This is a genomic window from Helicobacter canis (assembly GCF_900451095.1).
Classification (GTDB): Bacteria; Campylobacterota; Campylobacteria; order Campylobacterales; family Helicobacteraceae; genus Helicobacter_B; species Helicobacter_B zhangjianzhongii.
Window position 1 is genome coordinate 1,916,969 of record NZ_UGHV01000001.1, and the last position, 23,028, is coordinate 1,939,996.

Genomic DNA, 23,028 nt, shown 5'->3' on the forward strand with positions numbered 1-23,028 from the left:
AAACTAGGACTTTTCGTATTGGGCTTTTTGACTGATACTTAGCACAAGCCCTATGGCAAGGCAGTTTGCTAGCATAGAGCTACCCCCATAGCTAAGAAACGGCACGGCAATGCCTTTTAGCGGGATAAGCCCAGCTACGCCTAGGGCGTTTATGATAAAGCTCACGCCTACAAGCATAGATACCCCTATGCAAAAGAGATAATACACATCATTTTGCACGCGATTAGCGATTTTAAGCACGCGAAAGACTACAAGCATTAGCAGCCCCACACACACGCAAAGCCCTAGGAATCCTAGCTCTTCAGCAATGCCTGCTAGCACCATATCAGTATGCACCTCACTTAAAAACCCTAGCTTTATGCTGCCATTGCCTAGCCCCTGCCCTAGCAAGCCGCCATTGTGTATGGCATTGGTAGCGTGGTAGATTTGGTAAGGCTCTGGGAGATTCTCCACGCGCAAATACTGCTCAAACCTCTGGGGCAAAATCGCTAGCACAGAGTCTTGGGCGTTTGCCCACCATAGCTTAAGCCGTAGAATCCTATGCGGCGATATAGCGATAAATATACTAGCAAGCACAGAGCTTACAAGCAGCAAAATCCCAAATAGCCCCACGCTCCCACCAGCAGCGATAAGCATCACCACAAGTGTGAGAGCTAGCAGCACCACCTGCCCCAAGTCATTTTGCAGCACGGCAATAAGCAGCACCGCGATAAAAAATACAGCGATATAAGGCAAGATCACTAGGATTTCTTGCGTGATTGTGCGCTTGTGATTATCGACAAACTTGCGTGAGAAGCTCCACGCTAGGAAAAATACAAAGCCGATCTTGAAAAACTCGCTTGGCGCGATAGAGATAAATGGCAGGCGTATCCACCGCTTCGCCCCGCCCGCGGAAGTCGCTAGACTCTCTGGCAAAAATGGCATAAGCAGCATAAGGATAAATGCCACAAAAAACAGCAAGAACCCAAACTTTAAGAAGTATTTTTCTGGGGGGATTTGCGCGATCATCCACATAAGCAAAATCCCAAGCACAGCACTCGCAAATTCTCTTTGGAAAAAGTGTGATGTGCCATAATGATAAGCAAGTGTGGTGTAGGCAGGCAGAGAGTAGCTCATCACCACGCCGATAATCACCAAAGCACTGACATAAAAAAACAGCTTTGTATCTGCGCGAGAATCCATACATAATCCTAGTGAAAAGTAAAAGTGGATTCTAGCTAAAAAAGGATTAGTCAAGCTTAAAGGTTAAGGGCAGCACTGCTCGCTACAATGTTTTACAAAAAGTGCGATGTAGTAGAATTAGTAGTGCATTCAAGCGTGCGTAATGCACACATAAAGGAGCTGTATGCAACACCCACATATCCGGTCGTTGATGATGTATCTAGGGCTAGCTTTTGTGCTGCTTTTGGTCGTGGCAAGTGTGGCAAGTGGCTTTAGTCTCTCAAAGCCAAAAACACGCGATCTCTCAATCCCAGCACATTGGTGTGCCAAAGGCGATGGCATAGCGTGCTTGTATGTCGCCCAGAATCTACTCTTTGGCGATAAAAAGTCAAGCGATCTTATGCGTGCTAGGGCATTTTACTCTAGGGCTTGTGTGCTTGGGGTTAGCAATGCGTGCTATGAGCTTAGCAAGCTTCAAGCCTATCCTACTACGATGTATGCGCGATATTGGCGACTATGGGAGAGAGAAGCAAGCTTGCCTAACGATCTTTATGGCGATCTTTATGGCACAACAAGCACGCATTACAAAAGTGGATTCTAGTATGGATCGCCACGCCGACTTTATCGGCTCGCGAGTGAGAGAAAACAGGCGTTTTCACAAAAGCTTGTTTTACTTCAAAAAGCTTGGTTTGCTTTACTTTGCTTTACAAAACCTGCTTTACTGCCGCACGATTCTAAGAGTTGCGGTGGGGCTTTCGTAGCTTTTTAGGGATTTGGGGGCAGAGCTAGACTGATGGTCTGCGGTTGCCTCCAAATCCCTAAAATCTGCGGAATCGCTCACCCAAGGCTGAATCGCCTACCCCTAGAATCCACTTTTAAGAGCTGATATAGCTATCAGCCTGCGGCACTTTTGCTTGTTTGAGTCTTTGGCGTAGGTTGGCGAAGTTTTCTACACCAAAGATGATAAACACACTTATCATAATGCTACAAACGATCATAAATACCCAGATTTTATTGCTATTAAGGCTTTGGTGGTGTTTGATGATCTCTGTGGAAGTTATGCTATATCCTTTTTGCGAGAGTCTTTCTTTGTCAAGGTGTATGTAGTGCTTGTTGATCGGTCTTTGCGATGGGTCTTCAATGTAGTGTGGTATATCAGCAATCTTGAAAAATCCATTGCTAATAAGCATTTTTGCATAGGCTGCTTGCTCTTTGTCCTTAAAAGCTGGTAGCAGTGCAGCGAGGGTTGATTTGACCTCTTGGGTAACGGGGTGGGATTCTAGGGCTTGGATAATTGCAGGAAGCGGATTATCGTGTGTATAAAAAACAACATAGATAGAGAAAAATGGTGTCGCAAGGTGGCTGCGAAAATCCGTGATTTTGTCTTCTTGTGCGAATTGCGCAAGTGTGTCTTGGATCACTTTGTCTGCTATTTGGATTTGTTGAGTTCTGTTGTATTGTATAAAGCCATATTGCAATGCCTTTTCTTGTGTGCTACTTTGTGAGTCGTGGTAGAGTGCGCGCTCTTGCTTGATAGCTTTGATTTGGCTTTGCACCCAAAATGCACCTAAAATCAAGCAAACACACAAAGAAATAAAAAAAAGCTTTTTACGCTTGATAAACACCGCCACAATGGCAAAATCATCATAATATCTCATAGCAATGCTCCTTGGAAAAAGTAATAAAACGGATATAGGCTTGCCTCTGGATAGGAGAAAAATAGCTCCATAGCTCTAGTCTCAGGGTGATCACCTGAAAACAAATAGTTATACATAAGCTTAAGAAAGTAAGGGAAGAAAAATACTAGTGTGAGATGAAAAAAATGCCTAAAAACAACAAAAATAATAAAGCAAAACAATGTATCACACACAAGCATCATACTCCTACCCGGGATAATGTTTGTGATATATATGACAAATGCTATAAGAATCACGACCCTAAAGCGTTTAAGAGTGTCATTAGGCGTGATAACAAAGAGTGTGAAAACAATGCAGAGCATAATGATGCTTTTCATAATGTTGGTGTAGATGAGATAGTAGGGGTTGTAGCCATTGGCATTGACATAGTGGAGAATGTATTCCACTATTCTGCTAGGAAAATGTTTATATAAAAATGTCGCGCTCTCCACTAGATGTGTATTGATAAAAGAAGCCCCTATAATAAACGCGATAAAAAATGCCACAAAGACAGCTAGCGTAAGCCTAGGAAAATAGTATGCAATATAGCAAAGGGCGATAATGCCAATGGAGCTTAGGTGAAAACTAGCTGCGATAATGAAAAAGAGCAATTTTATGTGTATAGGCTTAGCAAAAAAGCCATAGAGCAAAAATATGCTTGCAAGCCCCTGTCGAGTAAGCCCAAGTGTCTCCATAAACACGCCGATATACAAGCTAAAGGCGATCAATGCGGCTTTTTGTTTATCTGTAACAAAATTTTGCCCATAGATTTCAAGCCATATATACATCAATGTGGTTGCAAATAATGCAGTGCAAAATAGGACATATTGCGGCGGAAGCTTTGGCAGCAATATCGAAAGGAGTTTATAGAATATAGGCAGTCCAACTTCATAGCCCCCACCCCATAGTGTCATAGCCCCAGAGAGTCCATCATAGACATCAAGGTAGTTTTGATAATAGCGCGAAAAATCATCATCAGAATCTGTGGCGAGATTAAAATACAAGCGACTTGCATAAATTAGCGCGATAGATAAACACAGCGTTATGCTAAGTAAGATTCTAAAATTTTTAGGAATATATGCAGAAAAACCGACCATAATAAATAGCCCAAATATATAGGCATAAAATGGCGTAAATGGCAGCAAAACAACAGGAAGCAAAAATAGCGCAGTGCAATAAAGTGGCAATGCACAGCTAGAATAGAAGCTACTGGGATTAGAATCGTGTAGATATGCTACTTGGCTATTAGATAGCTTGAGCTTAGGAGAAGTGTTTCCCCCCCCCCCCCTCATCTCCACGAGATTTATATATGCGTAAATTTGCAATAAGAGCTCGTAGCATTTCTAATTAAATCTCCATTTCTAGCGACTAAGTGTGATAAAAGTTATATGTTGGTTAGGTGGCGGAGCGGACGGGGCTCGAACCCGCGACCCCCTGCGTGACAGGCAGGTATTCTAACCGGCTGAACTACCGCTCCATTTTGCGCTTCATATCTGCGCCTTACATTGTAGCTCAATATGAAAGTTTATCATCAATGGTGGTCGCTACAAGACTCGAACTTGTGACATCCACCTTGTAAGGGTGGCGCTCTACCAACTGAGCTAAGCGACCAAACACTACACAAATAAACTAAAATAAGAATAGCAAGAGAGAAAAAGTGGTGACCCCTAGGGGATTTGAACCCCTGTAGCCACCGTGAAAGGGTGGTATCCTAACCACTAGATGAAGGGGCCACTACTTAATCATACTGGTGACCCGCGTTGGATTCGAACCAACGGCCCATTCCTTAAAAGGGAATTGCTCTACCAGCTGAGCTAGCGGGTCAAAATAAAAAGCGAGATTATAGGGTTTTTATCATTGTTTGTCAAGAGTATTTTACATTGTGTTTAAATATTTAATGAGCATTTCTAGGGCTTTGGTCGAGGCTTCAAGCTGGATATATTCTCGGGCGGTGAGATGATAGGAGATAGTGGTTTGCGTGTAGTCAATGGGGTGGTGCTTGCTAGCTAGATTAAGATTATTGGTTGCGAAAAAGTGCTGCTCTATCATAGGCGGCTTGCCGGCAGCTTGCACGCCTAAAAATACCGACCCAACAGGCTTTTGCGCACTTCCGCCACTAGGTCCTGCTACGCCAGAGCTAGCTATGGCAATATCTGCGCCACATTGCTTTAAGACTCCGCGTAGCATTTGCCCTACCACCGGCTCACTAACTGCGCCAAAATCTCGCAAATCATCGTGTGCCACCCCTAAAATCCGCTCTTTAATCACATTAGCATAGCTAGTAATCCCCCCAACAAAGACACTAGAAGCCCCAGCAATACGCGTGAAGCGGTAGCTTAGCAGCCCACCAGTGCAGCTCTCTGCGGTTGCTAGGGTGAGATTTTGCGCTGTAAGTCTCTCTAGCGCGATAGATTCTAGGCATTCTCCAAGGATTACACCCTGCTTGAAAAACCCCTTCACCCATAGCTCAAATGCATCGATATGCGCCTGCTTGCCTTGCAGAAGTGCGTAAGAGCCTTTGTCTTCCCAGATGAGATGCAGTGTGTCAATCATCTCTGCACAAAGCACCCTAGCAGAATCCATATCTATATGAAGAAACATAATCATCTTGCTTGCTGCAGTGTCCATTGTGATCCTTTGTGGGTTGTGGGATTTAAGAAGATAGGATTCTAGCAAATTTGCTTAAAATTTTTAAAGTATCTTTCAAGTTAATCCCATATAATAGTAGCTTTACATTTGCTTAAGGAGTGGCTATGCAGCAAGGCAAAAAAGAGTCCAAAAAGGCAATCACCATTCGCCCAGAGTCCGACAAATCTCGCGCCAAAGAGATCTATAAAAAAAAGAATGGACGCTTGCGCGAGGAATTTTATCTCAAAGAGATAGAGAAGCTTCAAGTCGAGCTACTGAAGTTGCAAAATTGGGTCAAAAAGACCAATCAAAAAATCGTCATTATCCTAGAGGGGCGCGATGCAGCGGGCAAAGGCGGGACGATCAAAGCTCTCACAGAGCATTTGAATCAACGAGGATTTCGTATCGTGGCGTTGCCAAAGCCCACAGAAATTGAAAAAACGCAATGGTATTTCACACGCTACATTAGCACACTGCCAAGTGGAGGGGAGATTGTGTTTTTTGATAGGAGCTGGTATAACCGCGCGGGTGTGGAGCGTGTAATGGGCTTTTGCACGCAAGAAGAATATAAGCAGTTTATCTATCAAGTAAGCAATCTTGAGCAAATGCTCATCTCTAGCGGGACGATGATTTTCAAATACTTCCTTGATGTGGGGCAAGATGAGCAAAAGCGCAGAATCAAGCGCAGGAAGACTGATCCGCTTAGAATGTGGAAGCTAAGCCCGATTGACTCTAAGTCCCTTGACTTATGGGATGAATACACCTCCGTATTTGAAAAGATGTTTTCACGCACACATACGCCTTTCGCACCTTGGATCATTGTAAATTCTAATGACAAAAAGGCTGCTAGGCTCAATATCGCACGCGATTTGCTTAGCAAGATTGACTATGAGGGCAAGGACCCTTCGGCTGTGTGTATGCTCCCAGATCCTGCGATCTTGCACCCATACTCTCAATCTCCACAGGTATAGCTAGCCTAGATCAAAAGTGGATTCTAGCCTAGAATCCACTTTTGCAATCTCTGCCCACATCTCGCGCAATCCACTCGCGCCACACCTTAGCGGCATAATACTTTTGCCACATAGCAATCCACGCGCTTTACACTTGACTTGTTTTTTTTTTTTTTTTTTGTTAGAGTCTCAAGCCGCATTTTGCAAATTATTTCATAGGAGATACCAATGACACAATCAGTAGCACTAACAGAGCTAGTGAAGTTTGATGACACAAGCTTCACGCCAAAAGAATCCAATGTCTTAATTGAGAAAATCATAAGCGGGCTAAATCTACCTGCCCCTATCGCAGCGGATTTTAGACGCAAGATGGGCACGCTCTTTGAGACGACAAAAATCATAAGCGGCAAGCTTGTCTATATCGGCAGGATCATTTGCGTGAAGCTTTGGGACTTTATCTGCCAGAATCCAAATATGGCACTAGGCACGCTTATTGGCGCGATATTTGGGCTGTTTCTTAGCGCGGTGCCGCTTATTGGCGGGATTTTGGCACTGCTATCGACATTTCTTGGAGCGACTATCGGCAGCTATCTTGACCAGCTGCAAAAAGGTGGCACACAAGTAGATGGCACGCTTTCTAAGGTGCTTGTAGGCGCGACAAATGCGACAAAAGAGTTTTTCAAGCTTATTAGAGAAATTTTAGCGGCGTTGAAAAACGACTTCAAATAACGACAAAGGAGACAAAATGGCTGAACTAAAAGCAGGAGATCTAGGACTCACGCCAAGAAATACGCAGTGGAAAGACAGCTACAAAACGCTTGTTATGTCTAAAAATATTAAAACACTTATTAAGATTCTTAGCAAAGCAAGTCCTGAAGAGCGAAATACTACTTACAAGGAGGCTTACTCGGCAGTTTTTCACAAATCATTAGGCAATCAAGTAGGTGTATTGGAATACGCAGGAGCGACAGCAGCGATAGGGCTTAGCGGAGTAGCTGGAGCAGGAGCTGCGGCGACACTAGGGGCGACTACGACAAGCTGGGGACTCTTTGGCGTTACGCTATTTACTACAATCACAGCTGCGCCTGTGGCATTGGTAGCTGGAGCAGCAGCAGGCACAGCAGCTATCGGCTATGGTGCGTATAAGCTTATAAGCAGCTCGGCAAAAGATAGGGGCAAAGAGCAGAAGACTGATGAATTCATACAGCAAGGGCAATTTGAAGTGCAGCCCACAAGAGTGCTAAACCCTTTCATCTTTCCAGCGGCTGATGAGATAGTAAGTGTCTATGGATTTTTACAAACACAGCATAATCCAAATTGGCAGGAGTTTTTGGAGCTATTTGACTCTGCTATCCTTGATCCAACGCTAGTAGAAGAAATACGCAAAAGCGATAAAGACAAAGAGCTAAGCCTATCTGCGCAATTGCGTGGGCAATTTCTCACACACACCAAGCGATATTTAAACAATGTCAAAAGCCAATACAATCAAGAAAATAGCAAGCTTATCTCCGCTTGTGTGGCGTTTATGGAGATCAATAATGAATTTGCCCTCCCGCGACTTGTGCAAGAAGAGCGGAAAGCACTCATCGATACTATCCGCAAAGGAGATATTCCCATCACCCAAGAGGCAATAGCGTATGAAGAGTTTTTAGCCCTCTTTAGTCTGTATAAAATGCTCTTAAACCACCCGCAAAACTCCAAAGAGCAGCAGCAGCTCCAAAAAGCAAAAATGCACGAGCGAGCAAGAGAGCTAGGCGATATAGCAGAAAAAGTCTTTGATAGCATAGTGAATGATACGCGTATTATCAAGCTTGATCACACCAATTATCTGCGCTATTTGCGAGAAATCATCGATGTGCTAGAGGCTGAACAAGCGCGTGCGTTTATTGAGACCTTGCTTAAAGATCTTGCGGCGTGTATGCTCATTGACAATAAGCTAGAATCCTATGAACAAGAGCTTTTGCAAGGCATTATAGATTCTACGCATTTGCAAGGCACAGATCTTACCACCCTACTTGAATCATACAAATAGCTCTAGGGCTGCTCCAAGCCCTAGCTAGATACGCAGAGAGCGGCTGCCATCTGCGTGGCAAAGCCAGCGCAAAGCTTCTTTAGCAACAGCGCAAAGCAATCCATAGCACTAGAATCCACTTTAAAAAAGTGGATTCTAGATCAAACACGGATTCTAGGGGGCGTTATCAAAGATTTGCTAGAATCCTATTTTGGCATCAAATTTAAACTTAAGGATTTCTATGCAAAGTAGCTTTGATACGACACTAATCCACGGGGGACTTACCACAGACCCACGCACAGGGGCGGTAAATACGCCTATTTTCCAAACCTCTACTTACGCACAAGATGAGCTAGGCAAACACAAAGGCTATGAATACTCTCGCACCAAAAACCCTACAAGAGATGGGATTGAAAGCCTTATTGCTGAATGTGAGGGCGGGAAATATGGCTTTGCCTTTGCCTCTGGTATGGCAGCTCTTGGCACGATTTTGAGCCTATTTAAAAGTGGAGATTGCCTCATCATCTCACAAAATGTCTATGGTGGGACTTTTAGAATCTTAGATAAAGTCTTTAACAACTTTGGTATCGTGTATAAAATCGTGGATACAAGGGATTTAGACGCGCTCAATGCTGCCTTAACCTCTGAAGTCAAAGCCGTGCTGATTGAAAGCCCTGCCAACCCGCTTTTAAGCGTTACGCCTTTGGCAAAAGTTGCCCAGCTTTGCCGACAAAAAGGCGTGCTAAGTATCGTGGATAATACCTTTATGACGCCCTATCTCCAGCAGCCTTTGAAGCTTGGCATTGATATTGTGGTGCATTCTGCGACAAAGTATCTTGGCGGGCATAGCGACCTTGTAGCCGGGCTTGTGGTGGTAGATGATGAGAGCTTGGCTGAACGCATAGGATTCTTGCAAAATAGCATTGGTGGAGTGCTTGCGCCATTTGATAGTTTTTTGCTTATCCGTGGTATGAAAACGCTAGGCTTACGAATGCAGCGACATTGTGAAAACGCCCTGTTTCTAGCAGAAGCTCTAAGCGAACACAAAGCGGTAGAAAAAGTGTATTATCCGGGACTAAAAAGTGATAGTGAATATGAAGTGCAAAGCTCTCAAGCACGCGGTGGCGGAGGAATGCTAAGCTTTATCCTAAAGCCAGAGTATGATTATAGGATCTTTTTTAAATCCACGCGTATTATCGTTTTAGCTGAAAGTTTGGGGGGCGTGGAGAGTCTGCTCTGCCACCCTGCGAGTATGACCCACGCCTCTATCCCTAAAGATCTGCGTGAATCTATGGGGATAGCTGAAAATCTTATCCGCCTATCTGTTGGCATTGAATATGGCAAAGACTTGCTTGAAGATATACATCAAGCGATTGAAAAAAGTCGTGCGCAATATGCCTTGATATTAGATTCTAGCCACTTGCTTTTAGATTCTTTTTAGAATCTACTTAGCACTCTTTGCCCTATTACACTTTACACACAGCATTTGACAATTTTCTTTCTCCGTTTTTCCGCCTTTGCTCCAAGGCACTATATGATCTGCCTCCATTTGCTCAATATCAAGCTTTTGCTTTTCGTTAGGGCATTTCACGCCCTTTATATGCCCATCGCTATTTGCACACACGCCCCCTTGCCTCTCATACACCGCCCTTTTTACACTCTCACTAAATGCCCTTAGACTTAAATGCTTCTTATCACCACTTAGCAAGTATGGATACACGCCCTTTTTATTCCCCACTTCATCATCTTGCATAAGCTCTATAATTTTAGATTCTAGCTCTTTAGCATCTAGTGGCTTATCTTTATAGAGGTTATACAAAAGCCCCCATTCAAGCCCTTTCATCTCTTTGCGATATTTTTCAAACTTCATCTCCACCCAGTCTATCACCTTTGCAAAATACTCCCACAGCTCATCAGCATTTTTAGAATCTATGGCATTTTTAGCCATATACTCGCAAATCTTTTCATCTTTCCTAGAATCCACTATCCAAGCAATAGCACTCTCTAAAACTTCTTGTCGCAATGCACTGCCATTTAGATATTTAGCTCCCTTTAGCACCGCTAGTCCATTAGGCTTAGAAAATCGTCTCTTTGCATCACTTAGCCACACACTCGCATATACTGCATTTCTTAGCTCTTGGTTAGTTAGTGTCTCTCCTGCGATATTGATAGTCTTAAACCACTCTAGCTTCTCGCTATCACTCCCCTGACACACATACACATTAAGCTTGTAGTCTAAAAACTTCTCTTGCAAGTCTTTGGATAAGGTATGAAAATACTGCGATTTATCATTCCACAGCACAGAAAAGCTCCCTTTAACATACTCGCATATACTTATAGTTCTTTGCTGTCCATCTAGCACTTCATATTCACACTCCGCACTAGAATCCACATTTTTCACCCAATACATTATATTTAAAGGAAAGCCCTTTAGTATCGTATCTATCACGGCATTTCTTTGGGCTTCTTTATACACAAACTCCCTTTGATATTTGGGGCGTATGTTAAGCCTTGCTACTCCGCTAGAATCTGCATAGGCGACTATTTGGCTACTCTCCTCATCTCTTGTGTATCCTGCTATTAGCTCTTTTATTTTGATTTCTGTTTTGTCTATTTGCATTGTTGCTCCTTATTACATTTTTTCAAATTCAAGTTTTCTTAGCTCATCGACTTCAGCGATTTTGCGGATTAGGATTCTGGCGTAAATGCTAGAATAAAGCTCTCCACTTTCACAATCCTTAAAAGCTGGAGTTTTGTCAGTGTGTGGGTTAAACTTTCTATAAAGTGTGCCTTTAGCATTAAAAGTAAATTTTCCTGTGCTATTGCCAAACTTATCCAAAACTTCCATTTTTTTATTACAAGTAAAATCTACCGAACCAACTATCCCCAAAGCCACTATTTCAAACTGCTTAGGATTATGTTTATCTAAGAAAGTTATCGGCACGCCCATAACCCCATCATAATCTAGCGGAATCTCAATAGTTTTATCCACATTGATAGCGTCATAATTATCATACTTTGGGTATTGCTCTGGATTCTTTTTGTAACTAGCGATAGTTTCTAAAATTTCATTGCGTTTTTTATGTGTTAAATTTGTGAACCAACAAATATTGCCAAAACTTCGCCACTTCTGCCCATTTTCATCAATCCAAAATCTATTGCTTCTTTCTTCATAGTAGTTTGGCACTTTAAAAGCAGCATAAGATAAAGTCCTGCCCAGCCACAGCTTATTTTCTTTAATGAGTTTAAAAATTTCTTTATAGGTAATAGCGTTTTGATTTCCCAATATCACAAAATTTAATTCTTTCCCACTCTCTTTTTTCTTTTTCTCTCCATACTCCACTAATTGTGCGACATACTCACGGAAAAGTAAAAAAGGCGGATTTGTTACCACAATATCTGCAAGTTTAAGCAGCTCTATGCAGTCTTTGCTTCTAAAATCCCCTGCATTATTTAGCCCTTTATCTTCATCAAGTGGGAAAAGGCTAGGCTGTTTATAGGATTTTTTGCTTTTGTTTTGTGTGGATTCTTTGGGCAGTCCAGATTCTAGCTCGGCTCTAAAATTTTCAAAAAGCTTATGTTTATTAGCTTCAAAGGCTTTTAGTGTTTCTTGTGATTGTGTTTGGCTATTAGAGAGAGAGAGAGAGAGAGAACGGCTTCTACTTGTTTAAGTGGGTGCATTGATGATAAAACTTTATCTACATCATCAATGGAGTGCTTTTGTGGGTTTATTAGCTCATCTTTTATCACATCATCTCTGTGGATCTTTATCGCATAGGCTTTTTTGGGGGAATCTTCTGTGCTTACTTCTCTGTAATTTTGACTTTTATAGCAAGTGGTGATAAGAGCCTTTAAGTCAAGCCATTTGAAATTTTTGAAAAAGTATTCAAAAAAGGCACTTTGCAGTGGGTCATCGCAGTTGCAATAGACGATTTTATCTTTGAAATGCTCTTTGTAGTGTTGCAGCTCGTTTTCTATATCGCTTAGTTGCGTGTAGAACTCATCTTTTTTATTTTTCTTTGCATCGTGGAGATTGGTGTTTGCTACTTTTGTTTTTGCCATTGTGTAACCTTAAGTTTGTTTGCGTAAATCGTGTAAAAGTGGATTCTATCTTGTTTGTTTTAAGTTTGGCTTTATTGCATTGATATTTATCATACAATTAAAAATCTTATTTACTATCCCCCCACCACAAAGCCTAATCCTAGAATCCGCGTTTTGTTATGGATCGCCACGCCTTGTTGGCACAAGGCTCGCGATGACAGATAGGGCGAGTTGGCTTGCTGGTGTAGATTTTTAGCGTCACTAGAATCCACTTTTTGTGATTATGCGTTTTATTGTCTATGGATTACTAAAGAAGCGCGGTTGCGCCTTGCTTATGGATTGCCACGCCGATCTCATCGGCTCGCGATGACGGAAACAGGCGTTTTCACAAAGCCTGTTTTACTTCAAAAAGCTTGGTTTGCTTTACAAAACCTGTTTTACTGCCGCACGATTCTAAGCATTGCGGTGGGGCTGCGGTAGCTTTGCGGCTTATGGTAAAGGTTAGCAAACTTAGCGTTCGTGCCTTTGCCATAAGCTGCAACACTGCCACATTGCTCACTCAAGACTGAATCGCCCACCCCCTAGAATCCACTTTTTGCGCGTTTGCAAAAGTGGATTCTAGGCACTGCGCTATGCCACTTATGCTATAATCGCGCGCTTTAAGCTTAGACACTTCAGCAAGCATTCAAGGAGAGATTATGCTTGATTTTGCGTTTATGTGGGAGCATATCGGGCTTTTTACAAGCGGCGTGATCCTGACACTTGAAATATCATTTTGCGGTATTGCCCTAGCTATCATCATCGGGCTTGTGTGTGCTTGCGTGCTTGTGGAGTGTGAGCGTGAGATCGCCCATAGTAGCAAGATAAAAGCCTTTTTCCTGCGGGCTTTACACGCGCTTATCACAAGCTATGTCGAGCTTGCGCGAAATACCCCCTTGCTTATCCAGCTCTTTTTCCTCTACTTTGCTTTGCCAAAAGTTGGCATAACGCTCTCTGCCTTTACTTGCGCGACTTCAGCACTTGCATTTCTAGGGGGTGGGTATATGTGCGAGAGCTTTCGCGCAGGGCTTAGTAGTATCCACAAAGCCCAAGTAGAATCCGCCCTTAGCATAGGGCTATCGCGCTTTGGGATACTGCGCTTTGTAGTCTTGCCCCAAGCCCTAGGTGTAGCCCTGCCCGGGATCACGGCAAATGTCATCTTCCTCATCAAAGAAACTTCTGTCGTTGGGATTTTGGCACTAGCAGATATTTTATACATTAGCAAAGATATTATTGATCTATATGGCAAAACTTACGAGGCATTGAGTATGCTGCTTATCGTATATATCGCGATACTTTTGCCCATATCGCTAGCAGCAAGCGCGCTAGAAGCGCATTTGCAAAAACGACTATAAGGATAGCTATGGAAGTGTTATTTGCTGGGAATAATCTTTTGCGTTTATTACAGGGGCTTGGGGTGAGCTTTTCTATCGCGCTTGTGGCGATTGCTTGCTCGATTGTCATTGGCATAGTTGTGGGGTTTATGATGCTATCGCGCTTTATGATCTTGCGCATAGTGTGCAAGCTCTATTTAGAATCGGTGCGCATTATCCCTATTCTAGCCTTGCTGTATGTCTGCTACTTTGGCTTGCCGCAACTCCTCCATATAAGCCTATCAAACATCGCCGTAGCGGTGCTAGTCTTTAGCTTCTGGGGTGGAGCGGAGATGGCAGATCTCGTGCGAGGGGCATTATCAAGTGTCGATAAACATCAAAGAGAATCTGCCCTATCCCTTGGGCTATCGCCACTGCAAGCACAGATTTTCATCATCTTGCCCATTGCTAGCAAAAGACTTTTGCCCGGGCTTATCAATCTCTTTACCCGTATGATTAAGACAACCGCTCTTTTGCTTTTCATCGGTATTGCCGATATGCTACAAGTCGGTCGCCAGATCATCGAAGCCAACCGCTCTATCCCCACTGCGGCTTTTAGCGTATATGGCGCATTGCTTGTGGGGTATTTTGCGATGTGCTTTCCGCTCTCACGCCTAGCCAAATCCCTAGAAAATCGCGCCAAAGCCTAGAATCTAAAGGATCACTAAATGCTTCAAATCACACATTTATGCAAATCTTATGGCAATCATCTTGTGCTAGATGACATCACGCTAAAGCTTGAGAAAGGCTGCGTGCTGACTCTGCTAGGACCTAGCGGCTGCGGCAAATCCACGCTTCTGCGCTGTATCAACGGACTAGAATCCACGCAAAAAGGCGAGATCTACCTAGAATCCAAGCAGATCAACACCAAGCACACAGACTACACAAAGGTGCGCCAAGACATTGGTATGGTGTTTCAAAACTATGAGCTATTCCCACACTTAAGCGTAGAAGAAAACATTATGCTAGGACCCATAAAGGTGCAAAAACGCGCGCGCGATGAAGTGCTAGACCAAGCCAAAAGCCTGCTAAAGCGCGTAGGACTAGAATCCAAATCACGCCACTACCCCAAGGAGCTAAGCGGCGGGCAAAAGCAGCGCGTAGCGATCGTGCGGGCATTGTGTATGAACCCAAAGCTTATGCTCTTTGATGAAGTAACCGCCTCACTTGATCCAGAAATGGTAAGAGAGGTGCTTGATGTGATATTAGAGCTAGCAGATTCTGGTATGACGATGATGATCGTAACGCACGAAATGGGCTTTGCCAAGGCGGTGAGCGATAAAATCGTGTTTTTGGATTCTGGGAAGATCGTGCAAGAAAGCACGCCTAATGAGTTTTTCACCAATCCTGCCACCGAGCGCGCACGCAAATTTCTCCATACATTTGACTTCAAGCGCAAATCCCACTAACGCAGCCTAGCAAGAGCTGGATTCTAGCCATATTTACCAAAACTCGCTACAATCCGCTCGCCTTTAAGGCAGTAGCGTAGCTTATCCCCTCCAAAGCTGCGCTACTTGGGCTACTGCACCCCCCTCCAGCAGTAGCCCTTCTCTTTCACTCTTTGCAAATCTTTATCCATTATTTAAACTATTTTTGATACGATACGCCCCACAATAGCTATCCAAAGGAATACTATGCTAGAAGTCTTGATGATAGAAGATGATGTAGAGCTTGCAGAGATTTTGAGCGAGTATCTCTCCCAACACGACATAAATGTAACAAGCTATGATGAGCCCTACACTGGTATGAGCGCGATCAATGCCAAGCATTTTGATCTATTGCTGCTTGATTTGACTCTGCCTAATCTTGATGGGCTTGAAGTGTGCAAGCGAGTCGCCAAGCAAAAAAATATCCCCATTATCATCTCTTCAGCTCGTAGTGATGTCGATGACAAAGTGCGGGCATTAGAGAGTGGGGCTGATGACTATCTGCCAAAGCCCTATGACCCCAAAGAGCTTCTAGCTAGGATCCAATCACTCCTGCGCCGCTACAACAACAAACCCCAAAAAGATGAGATCAAAGAAGCAAGCCCAACTTTCCGTATCGATAAAAATAGCCGTGAAATCTACTTCCACGATAAAAAGCTTAGTCTCACTCGCGCAGAATACGAGATTTTGACACTGCTCATTAGCAAAAAGGGCAATGTCTTTACCCGTGAAGCCATCGCCATAGAATCCGAATCCATAAACCCAGAAAGCTCTAATAAAAGCATTGATGTGATCATCGGGCGACTGCGTGCCAAAATCGAAGATGACCCCAAAAAGCCAAAGCATATCATCTCTGTGCGTGGTGTGGGCTATAAGCTTGAATTTTAAACGCCACGCCCCTACTCTATGAAACACTCAATATTTTTTAAAATCTCTATGCTATTTTTGTTTGCTATGGGGAGTTTTTTTGCCTTTTCATTTTACTTCTTAAAATTTCAAGCCGAGCGATATGATAATACTAATGAAAAAGAAAAATACGAGAAAATCAGCATTGTCTTTAACCGCATAATCTCCCAAGAAAACAACCTTGAAACCATACAAAACTACCTAAAAGAAGTGGGCTTTATACAAATCAACGACAATCGCTTGCGCCAAGCCATTATCCAATCAATCCCGATCCCCTATGACACGCCCGGGATCTTTCTGCGATCTGTGGAGATCCAAGATGATTTGCTGATCTTGGTCGTGAGTGAGGGCGAAGTGTATTTATATAAGGATTCTATGCGTAGTTTTTATGTTAATTACTACTTAGTCATTTTAATAGGATCAGTGATTTTGGTGCTACTTTTTGCCCTAGTGATACGCTCACTGCTGCCGATGATTTATCTACGCAGACAGATTAGGAAATTTGCCAAAGGCGATGTGCAGGTAGATTGCAGGATCCCGCAAAAAGATGAGATAGGCGAGCTTGCAAACGAGTTTCACAAAGCGATTAAGCGCATAAATGCGCTTAATAATTCTCGCACGCTTTTTTTGCGCTCCATTATGCACGAGCTAAAGACCCCCATCACCAAGGGCAGAATCACTGCTGAAATGGTAGAAAACCCCACGCAAAAGCAACGCCTAGTCTCTGCCTTTGATCGGCTAAATTTCCTAATCGATGAATTTGCCAAAATCGAGCAGCTCTCTTCGCACAATTACAATCTCCAAAAAAGTGAATTTAGCGTGCAAGAGCTTGTAAGCTATGTAGAAAAAATGCTTCTCATTGATAGGCTAGAATGCTCTCCCATAGCAAACCACTGCCCCAATGACCTAATCAAAGCTGATTTTGATCTCTTTGCAATGTCAGTAAAAAACCTCATCGATAATGCCATTAAATACAGCACCGATGGCAAAGTATCCCTAGAATCCGATGGACGCAATCTCATCATCTCTAACTACGGCGCACCACTTACAATGCCCTTTGAAGACTACTGCAAGCCCTACTTCAAGGACTCTACCAAGCCTAGCTCGCAGGGCTTTGGACTTGGAATGTATATCATCAAAAACACCCTTGATGCGCAAAATTTTAATATCACTTACACGCATAGTGATGGGGTCAATAGTTTTACTATCGAGGGCTGCATTATCGAGAGTTTTTGCCCTCTGCCTATCCACCACACTTAAGGAGTCATTATGTGTCCATCAAAACTAGCAGATTTTAAAGAAAAATGCGCGGTCGTTGGCGTGTATAATGCGCCAAATGCCAATATCCTAGCTTACTATGGGCTATTTGCTATGCAGCACAGAGGGCAAGAAGCCAGCGGGATAGCCGTAAGCAATGCCCAAAAAATCTCCCTATATAAAAACAACGGACTTGTAACCCAAGTCTTTGAGCCAGAGATTTTGGCAAATCTCACGGGCTTTGCTGCTATCGGGCACAATCGCTACTCCACCGCAGGCGAAGATAGTATCAATGAGTGTCAGCCTATTTTCGCTCGCTATTCCCTTGGGCAAATCGCTATCGCCCACAATGGCAATCTCACCAACGCCGATATACTGCGCGATGATCTCACCATACAAGGCTCAATCTTCCAAAGCCACCTTGATACAGAAGTGCTAATCCACCTAATCGCCAAATCCCAGCGTGCCACGCTAAGTGAGCGCATTATAGAATCCATCTGCCAAATCGATGGCGCGTTTGCCCTAGTGATTTTATCGCGCACCAAGATGTTTGCTATCCGTGATCCCTATGGCTTGCGCCCCTTAAGCCTAGGCAAGATAGAAAATGACGATGGCACGCAAGGCTACATTGTGGCAAGCGAGACGAGTGCTTTTGATCTAATCGGTGCGCAGTTTGTGCGCGATATTGAGCCCGGAGAAATGCTAGTCTTTGAAAAAAGCGCGACAAACCCCACCTACAAATCCTATCACTACAAAGCCCCCACGCCATTTCCCTGCGTGTTTGAGTATGTGTATTTCGCGCGTCCTGATAGCGTGGTATTCTCGCGCAATGTCTATGAAGTGCGTAAAAATCTCGGCAAGCAGCTAGCAAAAGAGCATAAGCTCAAAGCTGATATGGTGATCCCGGTGCCAGACTCTGGCGTGGCAGCAGCCCTAGGCTATGCGAAAGAAAGTGGCATAGACTTTGAGCTAGGCATTATCCGCAATCACTATGTAGGGCGGACCTTCATCGAGCCAACGCAACAAGCAAGGGAGCTAAAAGTAAAGCTTAAATTAAACCCCATAGCCGGACTCATCAAAGGCAGAGATATTATCGTGATTGATGACTCTTTGGTGCGAGGCACCACAAGCAAGCAAATCATCAAAATCCTGCGCCAAGCCGGTGCGCGTAAAATCTACCTACTAATCTCCGCGCCCCCCACAATCGCTCCTTGCTACTATGGTGTAGATACCCCAGAAAAAGAGCAGCTAATCTGTGCAAGCCATAGCTTAAAGGAAGTGCAGAGCTTCATCGGCGCAGATTATCTAGGCTTTTTATCCCTAGAAGGCTTACAAAAAAGCATAGAATCTAGCGCGGTAGTAGGCAAGCCAAAGCAAGAAAAGCTCTCCTACTGCCAAGCCTGCTTTGATGGCTGCTATGTGGATTCTATCTATAAGCGATAATCCCAGCGATGCTAGAATCCACTTTTGACTCTGCGCGCTCTCGTAGCCTAGAATCCACTTTTGACCAATCCCAAGTCTCGCCACACACACTCTTGCAAGCTAGAGAGCTGCTAACGCTTGGGCGATATTTCAAGGCACGCTTTGGGCAGCGCGTGCGTAAAATCCCCATAACCCTGCAAGGCTTCACCTGCCCTAATATCGATGGCACACTGGCTAAAGGCGGCTGTATCTACTGCTGCAATGAGAGCTTCTCGCCAAGTGCGATCAAAGTGCCAAAAGTGGATTCTAGCCCCACAATGCGTCCAAATCTCTCCACAAACCCCTTGCTGCCTAAGCAGCTAAGCCAGCTAGAAGAGCAATTTTTGTGGCATACAGAATTTCACAAGCGCAAATTTAGCGTGCAAAAATATATGGTGTATTTCCAATCTTATACCAACACCTACGCGCCTTTAGAGACCTTGCAAGCTCTTTTTAGCAAGGCTTTGGGCTTTGCTAATGTCGTGGGGCTAAGTATCGGCACGCGCGTGGATTGTGTGGATTCTAGGGTGCTTGCTATGCTAGGGAAGTTTGTCAAAAATGGCGCGGAGATCTGGCTGGAGTATGGGGTGCAATCAGTCTTTGATGAAACTTTGCGCAAGATCAATCGCGCCCACACAAGCAAGGGGATCAAAGAGCTATTTGCTGCAACAAGAGCAAGTGGGATCAAAGTATGCGCGCATTTAATCTATGGGCTACCGGGTGAAGATAGCGAGATGATGCTACACTCTTTACAAAAGGTGCTTGAGTGGGGGATTGATGGCATTAAAATCCACCCGCTCTATGTCATAGAAGGCACACCTTTAGCGCGTATGTATCACGCTAATCGCTATATCCCAATCGACTTAGAATCCTATGCGGATTTAATCATCAAATCTATCCAAATACTCCCGCCTGAAGTGGTGATCCACCGCATTAGTGCTGGTGCGCACGAAGAGAGCTTGCTCGCACCTAAATGGTGCTTTGACAAAAATATCCAAATGCGCCTTTTGCGTGAAAGACTGCGAGAGATCGGCGTGGAGTATTAAGCCTAATAATCCATTTCAAGTAGTCCGCAAATACTATGGATCACAAGGATATGGGCTTCTTGGATTCTAGGGGTATTATCACTTGGGATTACGAGATTTTCACTAAGCTCATTCATCTTGCCTCCACCCTTGCCACTTAGCCCCACGCAGTAGCAGCCAAGCTTTTGCCCTACTTCAAAGGCTTTTAGCACATTAGCAGAATTCCCACTTGTGCTAATGCCAAAGAGCGCGTCCCCTTTGTGCGCAAGTGCTTCGACTTGACGAGAAAACACAAACTCAAACCCATAGTCATTGCCTATGGCAGTGAGTGCTGAAGTATCTGTGGTGATAGAAATCCCAGCCAAGGCTTTGCGCTCCTTTTTATACCGCCCACTAAGCTCCGCGGCAAAATGCTGCGCATCTGCCGCGCTGCCACCATTGCCAAAGGCGATAATTTTCCCGCCAGAATCTAACACCGCCTTAAGCTTCCTTGCTACTTGCTCGATTTGTGGCTGTAATGCAAGCGTGGCTTGCAGTGTGGCGATACTCTCAGTGATTTCATTATGGATAAAGCTCTGCATTCTTACTCCTTGTGTGATGGTGTGTGTGAGCGGATTTTTTCAATAATACTTGTGCTAGATCTGCCCTGCACAAACTCTATGAGCTTGACTTCTTTAGCAAACTCACTGCCTACAACCTCTTTGCCCGTGTAGTCCGCGCCTTTTACAAGCACAGCAGGCTTAATGAGCTTAATAAGCTCTAAAGGCGTGTCCTCTTCAAAGATCACGACAAAATCCACGCACTCTAGCCCAGCTAGCACTGCGGCGCGATCTTCTTGGGGGATTATGGGGCGGCTCTCGCCCTTTAGCCTTTTCACCGAGCTATCACTATTTAGCCCCACGATTAGCACATCCCCAAGCTCCCTTGCCTTTTGCAAATACGAAATATGCCCCGCGTGCAAAATATCAAAGCAGCCATTGGTGAATATGATCTTTTTCTCGTGTAGGCTCTTTAGCAGTGCGTGTAACTCTTGCTGGCTGATGACCTTAGAATCCGCATATACCCCATCGTGCAAAAAGCTTATAATCTCACTCAAGCTTGCGCTCGCACTACCGATCTTGCCGATCACCACCGCCGCAGCCGCATTGGCAAAATCACTTGCTTGATAAATATCAAGCCCACTGCTAAGCCCAAAGGCTAAGGCAGCTATAACCGTATCTCCAGCCCCTGTTACATCATAGACTTCTTTAGCAATGGTGGGGGATTTGACTAGGCTATCATCACGCAAAATAGCAATCCCATCTTCACTAAGTGTAACCAAGCAAATATCAAGCTTGCATAGAGCTTGGAGCTTTTTCATCGCAGCTTTTAGACTTGTATCATCAGTGATTTGTATCTGTGTAGCAAGGCTTGCTTCAAGCTTATTTGGCGTCAGTAGTGTGGCGTTTTTGTATTTGGCATAATCGCTCCCCTTTGGATCAACAAGCACAAGGCGATTGCAGCTTCTAGCAAGGCTGATGATCCGCTTTGTGAAACTTGGAGTAAGCAAGCCCTTAGCATAATCGCTCACAATAATGGCATCAAAATTATGCAGCTTATGGCATAGCAGCTCAAATAGCTCATCTTCTAGCTGGGGCGTTATGGGGGTGGATTCTTCCCTATCGACACGCAAAACTTGCTGATGAGAGATTAGAATCCTACTTTTTTGCGTGGTGGGGCGATTAGTTGGGATAATGTAAGAGACATCAATCCCTAGCCGATCTAGCTCGCCAACAAGCCATTTGCCTAAGCTATCATCACCGATGATCCCACACATACTCACCCTTGCCCCAAGGGCGTTAAGGTTTGCCCCTACATTGCACGCCCCACCTAGGCGATTGCTCTCGGTCTTGACATTGACTACTTGCACAGGAGCTTCTGGGGAGATTCTATTACACGACCCCCAGATATAGTGATCTACCATCAAATCCCCTATGACAAGGATTCTAGGGGTTTTATTATGCAGTCTTAGCATAGCAAGTCCTTTGCTTGAGATAGGGCATAAATTGCCTGTATATAGTCTTTTATGCCATCTTCTAGGCTATATGCTGGGGTATAGCCTAGATCGCTGGTTGTTTGCGTGATGTCTGCTTGGGTGTGGGTTTGGAAAAATGTGTAAGGGTTTTTGATATATTCAAGCGTGAAATCCCCTAGGGGTGCTAGATTTTTATGCGCACTTAGGGCAGCTAGCTCCTTGCGCAAAATCGCAATAATGTCATTAAAGCTACGGCTTACCCCAAAGCCCACATTATAGATCCCGCCTTTTTGCGCATTCATCGCTAGCACATTTGCCGCTACCACATCATCGATATACACAAAATCTCTCATCTGCTCACCAAACTCAAAGAGCCTAACACGCCCAGAATGTATCGCCTGTAAGCCTAGCTGCAAAATCATCGAAGCGGTTTTGCCCTTGTAAAATTCTCTCCTGCCATAGACATTGAAGTAGCGCAGCCCCACGATTGGCGTGCTTGGAGCGTCTGCTAGGATTTTACGCACACTATTATCCATAAGCAATTTGGAGTAGCCATAGATATTTTCTGGATTCTCACCAGAGCCTATGATATTTGGGGCAGGCGTGTTGCCATAAGTGCCTGCCGAGCTTGCATAAATCATCTTCGCGCCCTTTTGTAGCGTGATATGCAAAAGCTCTAAAAACGCGTGGTGATTGGTCTCTATCATTAGCTTTTGATTGCTTACAGTGGTATCGCTTATGGCAGCTTGGTGGAAGACATAGTCAAAGTGGATTTTCTCTAAAATCTCTAAGCCTTTGGTAATATCAAGGGCTAGCACATCGCCATTAAAACCTAAGAGATTTTTAAAATGCCCTAGTGAAGTGGGATTCCCACTTGGGAAGCACTCGCCATCGCGGAATTTATCTAGCACGATTATGCGCGTATCTTTATGATGGGCTTGGAAGTAAGCAGCAAGTGAGCTGCCGATAAAGCCCGCGCCACCGGTGATAAGGATACTCTTGCCAGCTAGATCAGGGAGCAAATGCTCGGGGATTTTTGGATTGGGGATAGACATTTTA

Annotated in this window: 27 protein-coding genes and 4 tRNA genes; 14 read left to right on the top strand and 17 right to left on the bottom strand. The window is 44.2% G+C overall.

The genetic code is table 11. The features are described from left to right. Nucleotides 1-3: 3 nt before the first annotated feature. On the bottom strand, nt 4-1,182 hold the full coding sequence (locus DX060_RS08995; protein ID WP_115012129.1) for an FtsW/RodA/SpoVE family cell cycle protein: 1,179 nt from the start codon (nt 1,180-1,182) through the stop codon (nt 4-6). A gap of 163 nt (nt 1,183-1,345) precedes the next feature. On the opposite strand from DX060_RS08995, the gene DX060_RS09000 reads away from it, so the two are divergent. Together DX060_RS09000 and DX060_RS10925 are read left to right on the top strand one after the other, a co-directional pair. Beyond that, a complete protein-coding gene (locus DX060_RS09000) occupies nt 1,346-1,762 on the top strand; it encodes an SEL1-like repeat protein (RefSeq protein WP_147278827.1) in 417 nt (138 codons plus the stop codon). Beyond that, nucleotides 1,725-1,922 carry a hypothetical protein gene (locus DX060_RS10925; protein WP_147278828.1) on the top strand — a complete coding sequence of 66 codons (198 nt, stop codon included), beginning with the start codon at nt 1,725-1,727 and terminating at the stop codon, nt 1,920-1,922. Before DX060_RS09000 ends, DX060_RS10925 begins: the two co-directional genes overlap by 38 nt. Before the next feature lie 114 nt (nt 1,923-2,036). On the opposite strand, the gene DX060_RS09005 is transcribed toward DX060_RS10925, so the two are convergent. From DX060_RS09005 to DX060_RS09035, 7 genes are all read right to left on the bottom strand, one after another. Continuing rightward, on the bottom strand, nt 2,037-2,819 hold the full coding sequence (locus DX060_RS09005) for a hypothetical protein (protein ID WP_115012131.1): 783 nt from the start codon (nt 2,817-2,819) through the stop codon (nt 2,037-2,039). Further along, nucleotides 2,816-4,162 carry an EpsG family protein gene (locus DX060_RS09010; RefSeq protein ID WP_115012132.1) on the bottom strand — a complete coding sequence of 449 codons (1,347 nt, stop codon included), beginning with the start codon at nt 4,160-4,162 and terminating at the stop codon, nt 2,816-2,818. The genes DX060_RS09005 and DX060_RS09010 overlap by 4 nt, the downstream gene beginning before the upstream one ends. Nucleotides 4,163-4,237: 75 nt before the next feature. Beyond that, nucleotides 4,238-4,314: transfer RNA gene (locus DX060_RS09015), tRNA-Asp, on the bottom strand. A gap of 58 nt (nt 4,315-4,372) precedes the next feature. After that, nucleotides 4,373-4,448: transfer RNA gene (locus tag DX060_RS09020), tRNA-Val, on the bottom strand. Between the two features lie 47 nt (nt 4,449-4,495). Next, nucleotides 4,496-4,570: transfer RNA gene (locus tag DX060_RS09025), tRNA-Glu, on the bottom strand. Between the two features lie 15 nt (nt 4,571-4,585). Next, nucleotides 4,586-4,661: transfer RNA gene (locus DX060_RS09030), tRNA-Lys, on the bottom strand. 51 nt (nt 4,662-4,712) lie between these two features. Continuing rightward, a complete protein-coding gene (locus DX060_RS09035; protein ID WP_258552280.1) occupies nt 4,713-5,465 on the bottom strand; it encodes a CinA family protein in 753 nt (250 codons plus the stop codon). 125 nt (nt 5,466-5,590) lie between these two features. On the opposite strand from DX060_RS09035, the gene ppk2 reads away from it, so the two are divergent. From ppk2 to DX060_RS09055, 5 genes are all read left to right on the top strand, one after another. Continuing rightward, a complete protein-coding gene (ppk2, locus tag DX060_RS09040; RefSeq protein ID WP_115012133.1) occupies nt 5,591-6,436 on the top strand; it encodes a polyphosphate kinase 2 in 846 nt (281 codons plus the stop codon). A gap of 207 nt (nt 6,437-6,643) precedes the next feature. Beyond that, on the top strand, nt 6,644-7,144 hold the full coding sequence (locus DX060_RS09045) for a DUF2273 domain-containing protein (protein ID WP_115012134.1): 501 nt from the start codon (nt 6,644-6,646) through the stop codon (nt 7,142-7,144). Between the two features lie 16 nt (nt 7,145-7,160). After that, complete coding sequence (locus DX060_RS09050; RefSeq protein WP_115012135.1) at nt 7,161-8,447, top strand: hypothetical protein; 1,287 nt, start codon at nt 7,161-7,163, stop codon at nt 8,445-8,447. Between the two features lie 54 nt (nt 8,448-8,501). Then, nucleotides 8,502-8,678, top strand: coding sequence for a hypothetical protein (locus DX060_RS11505; RefSeq protein WP_181814266.1), 177 nt, complete (start codon nt 8,502-8,504; stop codon nt 8,676-8,678). Then, nucleotides 8,668-9,867 (top strand): trans-sulfuration enzyme family protein, encoded by a 1,200-nt coding sequence (locus DX060_RS09055; protein ID WP_115012136.1) that lies wholly within the window; start codon nt 8,668-8,670, stop codon nt 9,865-9,867. Before DX060_RS11505 ends, DX060_RS09055 begins: the two co-directional genes overlap by 11 nt. A gap of 3 nt (nt 9,868-9,870) precedes the next feature. Here the strand turns inward: DX060_RS09055 and DX060_RS09060 are convergent, their stop codons facing one another. From DX060_RS09060 to DX060_RS12175, 6 genes are all read right to left on the bottom strand, one after another. After that, nucleotides 9,871-11,046: a GmrSD restriction endonuclease domain-containing protein gene (locus DX060_RS09060; protein ID WP_115012137.1), complete on the bottom strand. Its 1,176-nt coding sequence runs from the start codon at nt 11,044-11,046 to the stop codon at nt 9,871-9,873. A gap of 12 nt (nt 11,047-11,058) precedes the next feature. After that, nucleotides 11,059-11,964 carry an adenine-specific methyltransferase EcoRI family protein gene (locus DX060_RS09065; RefSeq protein WP_115012138.1) on the bottom strand — a complete coding sequence of 302 codons (906 nt, stop codon included), beginning with the start codon at nt 11,962-11,964 and terminating at the stop codon, nt 11,059-11,061. Between the two features lie 62 nt (nt 11,965-12,026). Then, complete coding sequence (locus tag DX060_RS09070) at nt 12,027-12,488, bottom strand: adenine-specific methyltransferase EcoRI family protein (protein ID WP_115012139.1); 462 nt, start codon at nt 12,486-12,488, stop codon at nt 12,027-12,029. A gap of 113 nt (nt 12,489-12,601) precedes the next feature. Further along, nucleotides 12,602-12,739, bottom strand: coding sequence for a hypothetical protein (locus DX060_RS11510; RefSeq protein WP_181814267.1), 138 nt, complete (start codon nt 12,737-12,739; stop codon nt 12,602-12,604). A 113-nt stretch (nt 12,740-12,852) separates the two neighbouring features. Further along, the gene (locus DX060_RS11515; RefSeq protein WP_181814268.1) at nt 12,853-13,017 is read right to left on the bottom strand and encodes a hypothetical protein; all 165 of its coding nucleotides are present in this window, start codon (nt 13,015-13,017) and stop codon (nt 12,853-12,855) included. 9 nt (nt 13,018-13,026) lie between these two features. Continuing rightward, nucleotides 13,027-13,152, bottom strand: coding sequence for a hypothetical protein (locus DX060_RS12175; RefSeq protein ID WP_258552282.1), 126 nt, complete (start codon nt 13,150-13,152; stop codon nt 13,027-13,029). Nucleotides 13,153-13,165: 13 nt separating this feature from the next. Between DX060_RS12175 and DX060_RS09075 the strand changes: the two genes are divergently transcribed. From DX060_RS09075 to mnmL, 7 genes are all read left to right on the top strand, one after another. After that, complete coding sequence (locus DX060_RS09075; protein ID WP_115012140.1) at nt 13,166-13,861, top strand: amino acid ABC transporter permease; 696 nt, start codon at nt 13,166-13,168, stop codon at nt 13,859-13,861. Between the two features lie 8 nt (nt 13,862-13,869). Further along, nucleotides 13,870-14,529 (top strand): amino acid ABC transporter permease, encoded by a 660-nt coding sequence (locus DX060_RS09080; protein ID WP_115012141.1) that lies wholly within the window; start codon nt 13,870-13,872, stop codon nt 14,527-14,529. Nucleotides 14,530-14,547: 18 nt separating this feature from the next. After that, the gene (locus DX060_RS09085; RefSeq protein ID WP_115012142.1) at nt 14,548-15,288 is read left to right on the top strand and encodes an amino acid ABC transporter ATP-binding protein; all 741 of its coding nucleotides are present in this window, start codon (nt 14,548-14,550) and stop codon (nt 15,286-15,288) included. A 225-nt stretch (nt 15,289-15,513) separates the two neighbouring features. Then, nucleotides 15,514-16,194, top strand: a complete 681-nt coding sequence (gene arsR, locus DX060_RS09090) for an acid response regulator transcription factor ArsR (RefSeq protein WP_115012143.1) — start codon at nt 15,514-15,516, stop codon at nt 16,192-16,194. Between the two features lie 18 nt (nt 16,195-16,212). Continuing rightward, a complete protein-coding gene (locus DX060_RS09095; protein WP_115012144.1) occupies nt 16,213-17,472 on the top strand; it encodes an ArsS family sensor histidine kinase in 1,260 nt (419 codons plus the stop codon). 9 nt (nt 17,473-17,481) lie between these two features. Next, on the top strand, nt 17,482-18,912 hold the full coding sequence (gene purF / locus DX060_RS09100; RefSeq protein WP_115012145.1) for an amidophosphoribosyltransferase: 1,431 nt from the start codon (nt 17,482-17,484) through the stop codon (nt 18,910-18,912). Nucleotides 18,913-19,019: 107 nt separating this feature from the next. Then, nucleotides 19,020-19,976: a tRNA modification radical SAM protein MnmL/YtqA gene (gene mnmL / locus DX060_RS09105; RefSeq protein WP_258552330.1), complete on the top strand. Its 957-nt coding sequence runs from the start codon at nt 19,020-19,022 to the stop codon at nt 19,974-19,976. A 2-nt stretch (nt 19,977-19,978) separates the two neighbouring features. Here the strand turns inward: mnmL and DX060_RS09110 are convergent, their stop codons facing one another. From DX060_RS09110 to rfaD, 3 genes are read right to left on the bottom strand one after another with little or no spacing between them, the layout of a single operon-like run. Next, on the bottom strand, nt 19,979-20,536 hold the full coding sequence (locus DX060_RS09110; protein WP_115012147.1) for a D-sedoheptulose 7-phosphate isomerase: 558 nt from the start codon (nt 20,534-20,536) through the stop codon (nt 19,979-19,981). Between the two features lie 2 nt (nt 20,537-20,538). Next, nucleotides 20,539-21,969, bottom strand: a complete 1,431-nt coding sequence (rfaE1, locus tag DX060_RS09115; protein WP_115012148.1) for a D-glycero-beta-D-manno-heptose-7-phosphate kinase — start codon at nt 21,967-21,969, stop codon at nt 20,539-20,541. Next, nucleotides 21,963-23,024: an ADP-glyceromanno-heptose 6-epimerase gene (gene rfaD / locus DX060_RS09120; protein ID WP_115012149.1), complete on the bottom strand. Its 1,062-nt coding sequence runs from the start codon at nt 23,022-23,024 to the stop codon at nt 21,963-21,965. The genes rfaE1 and rfaD overlap by 7 nt, the downstream gene beginning before the upstream one ends. Between the last annotated feature and the right edge of the window lie 4 nt (nt 23,025-23,028).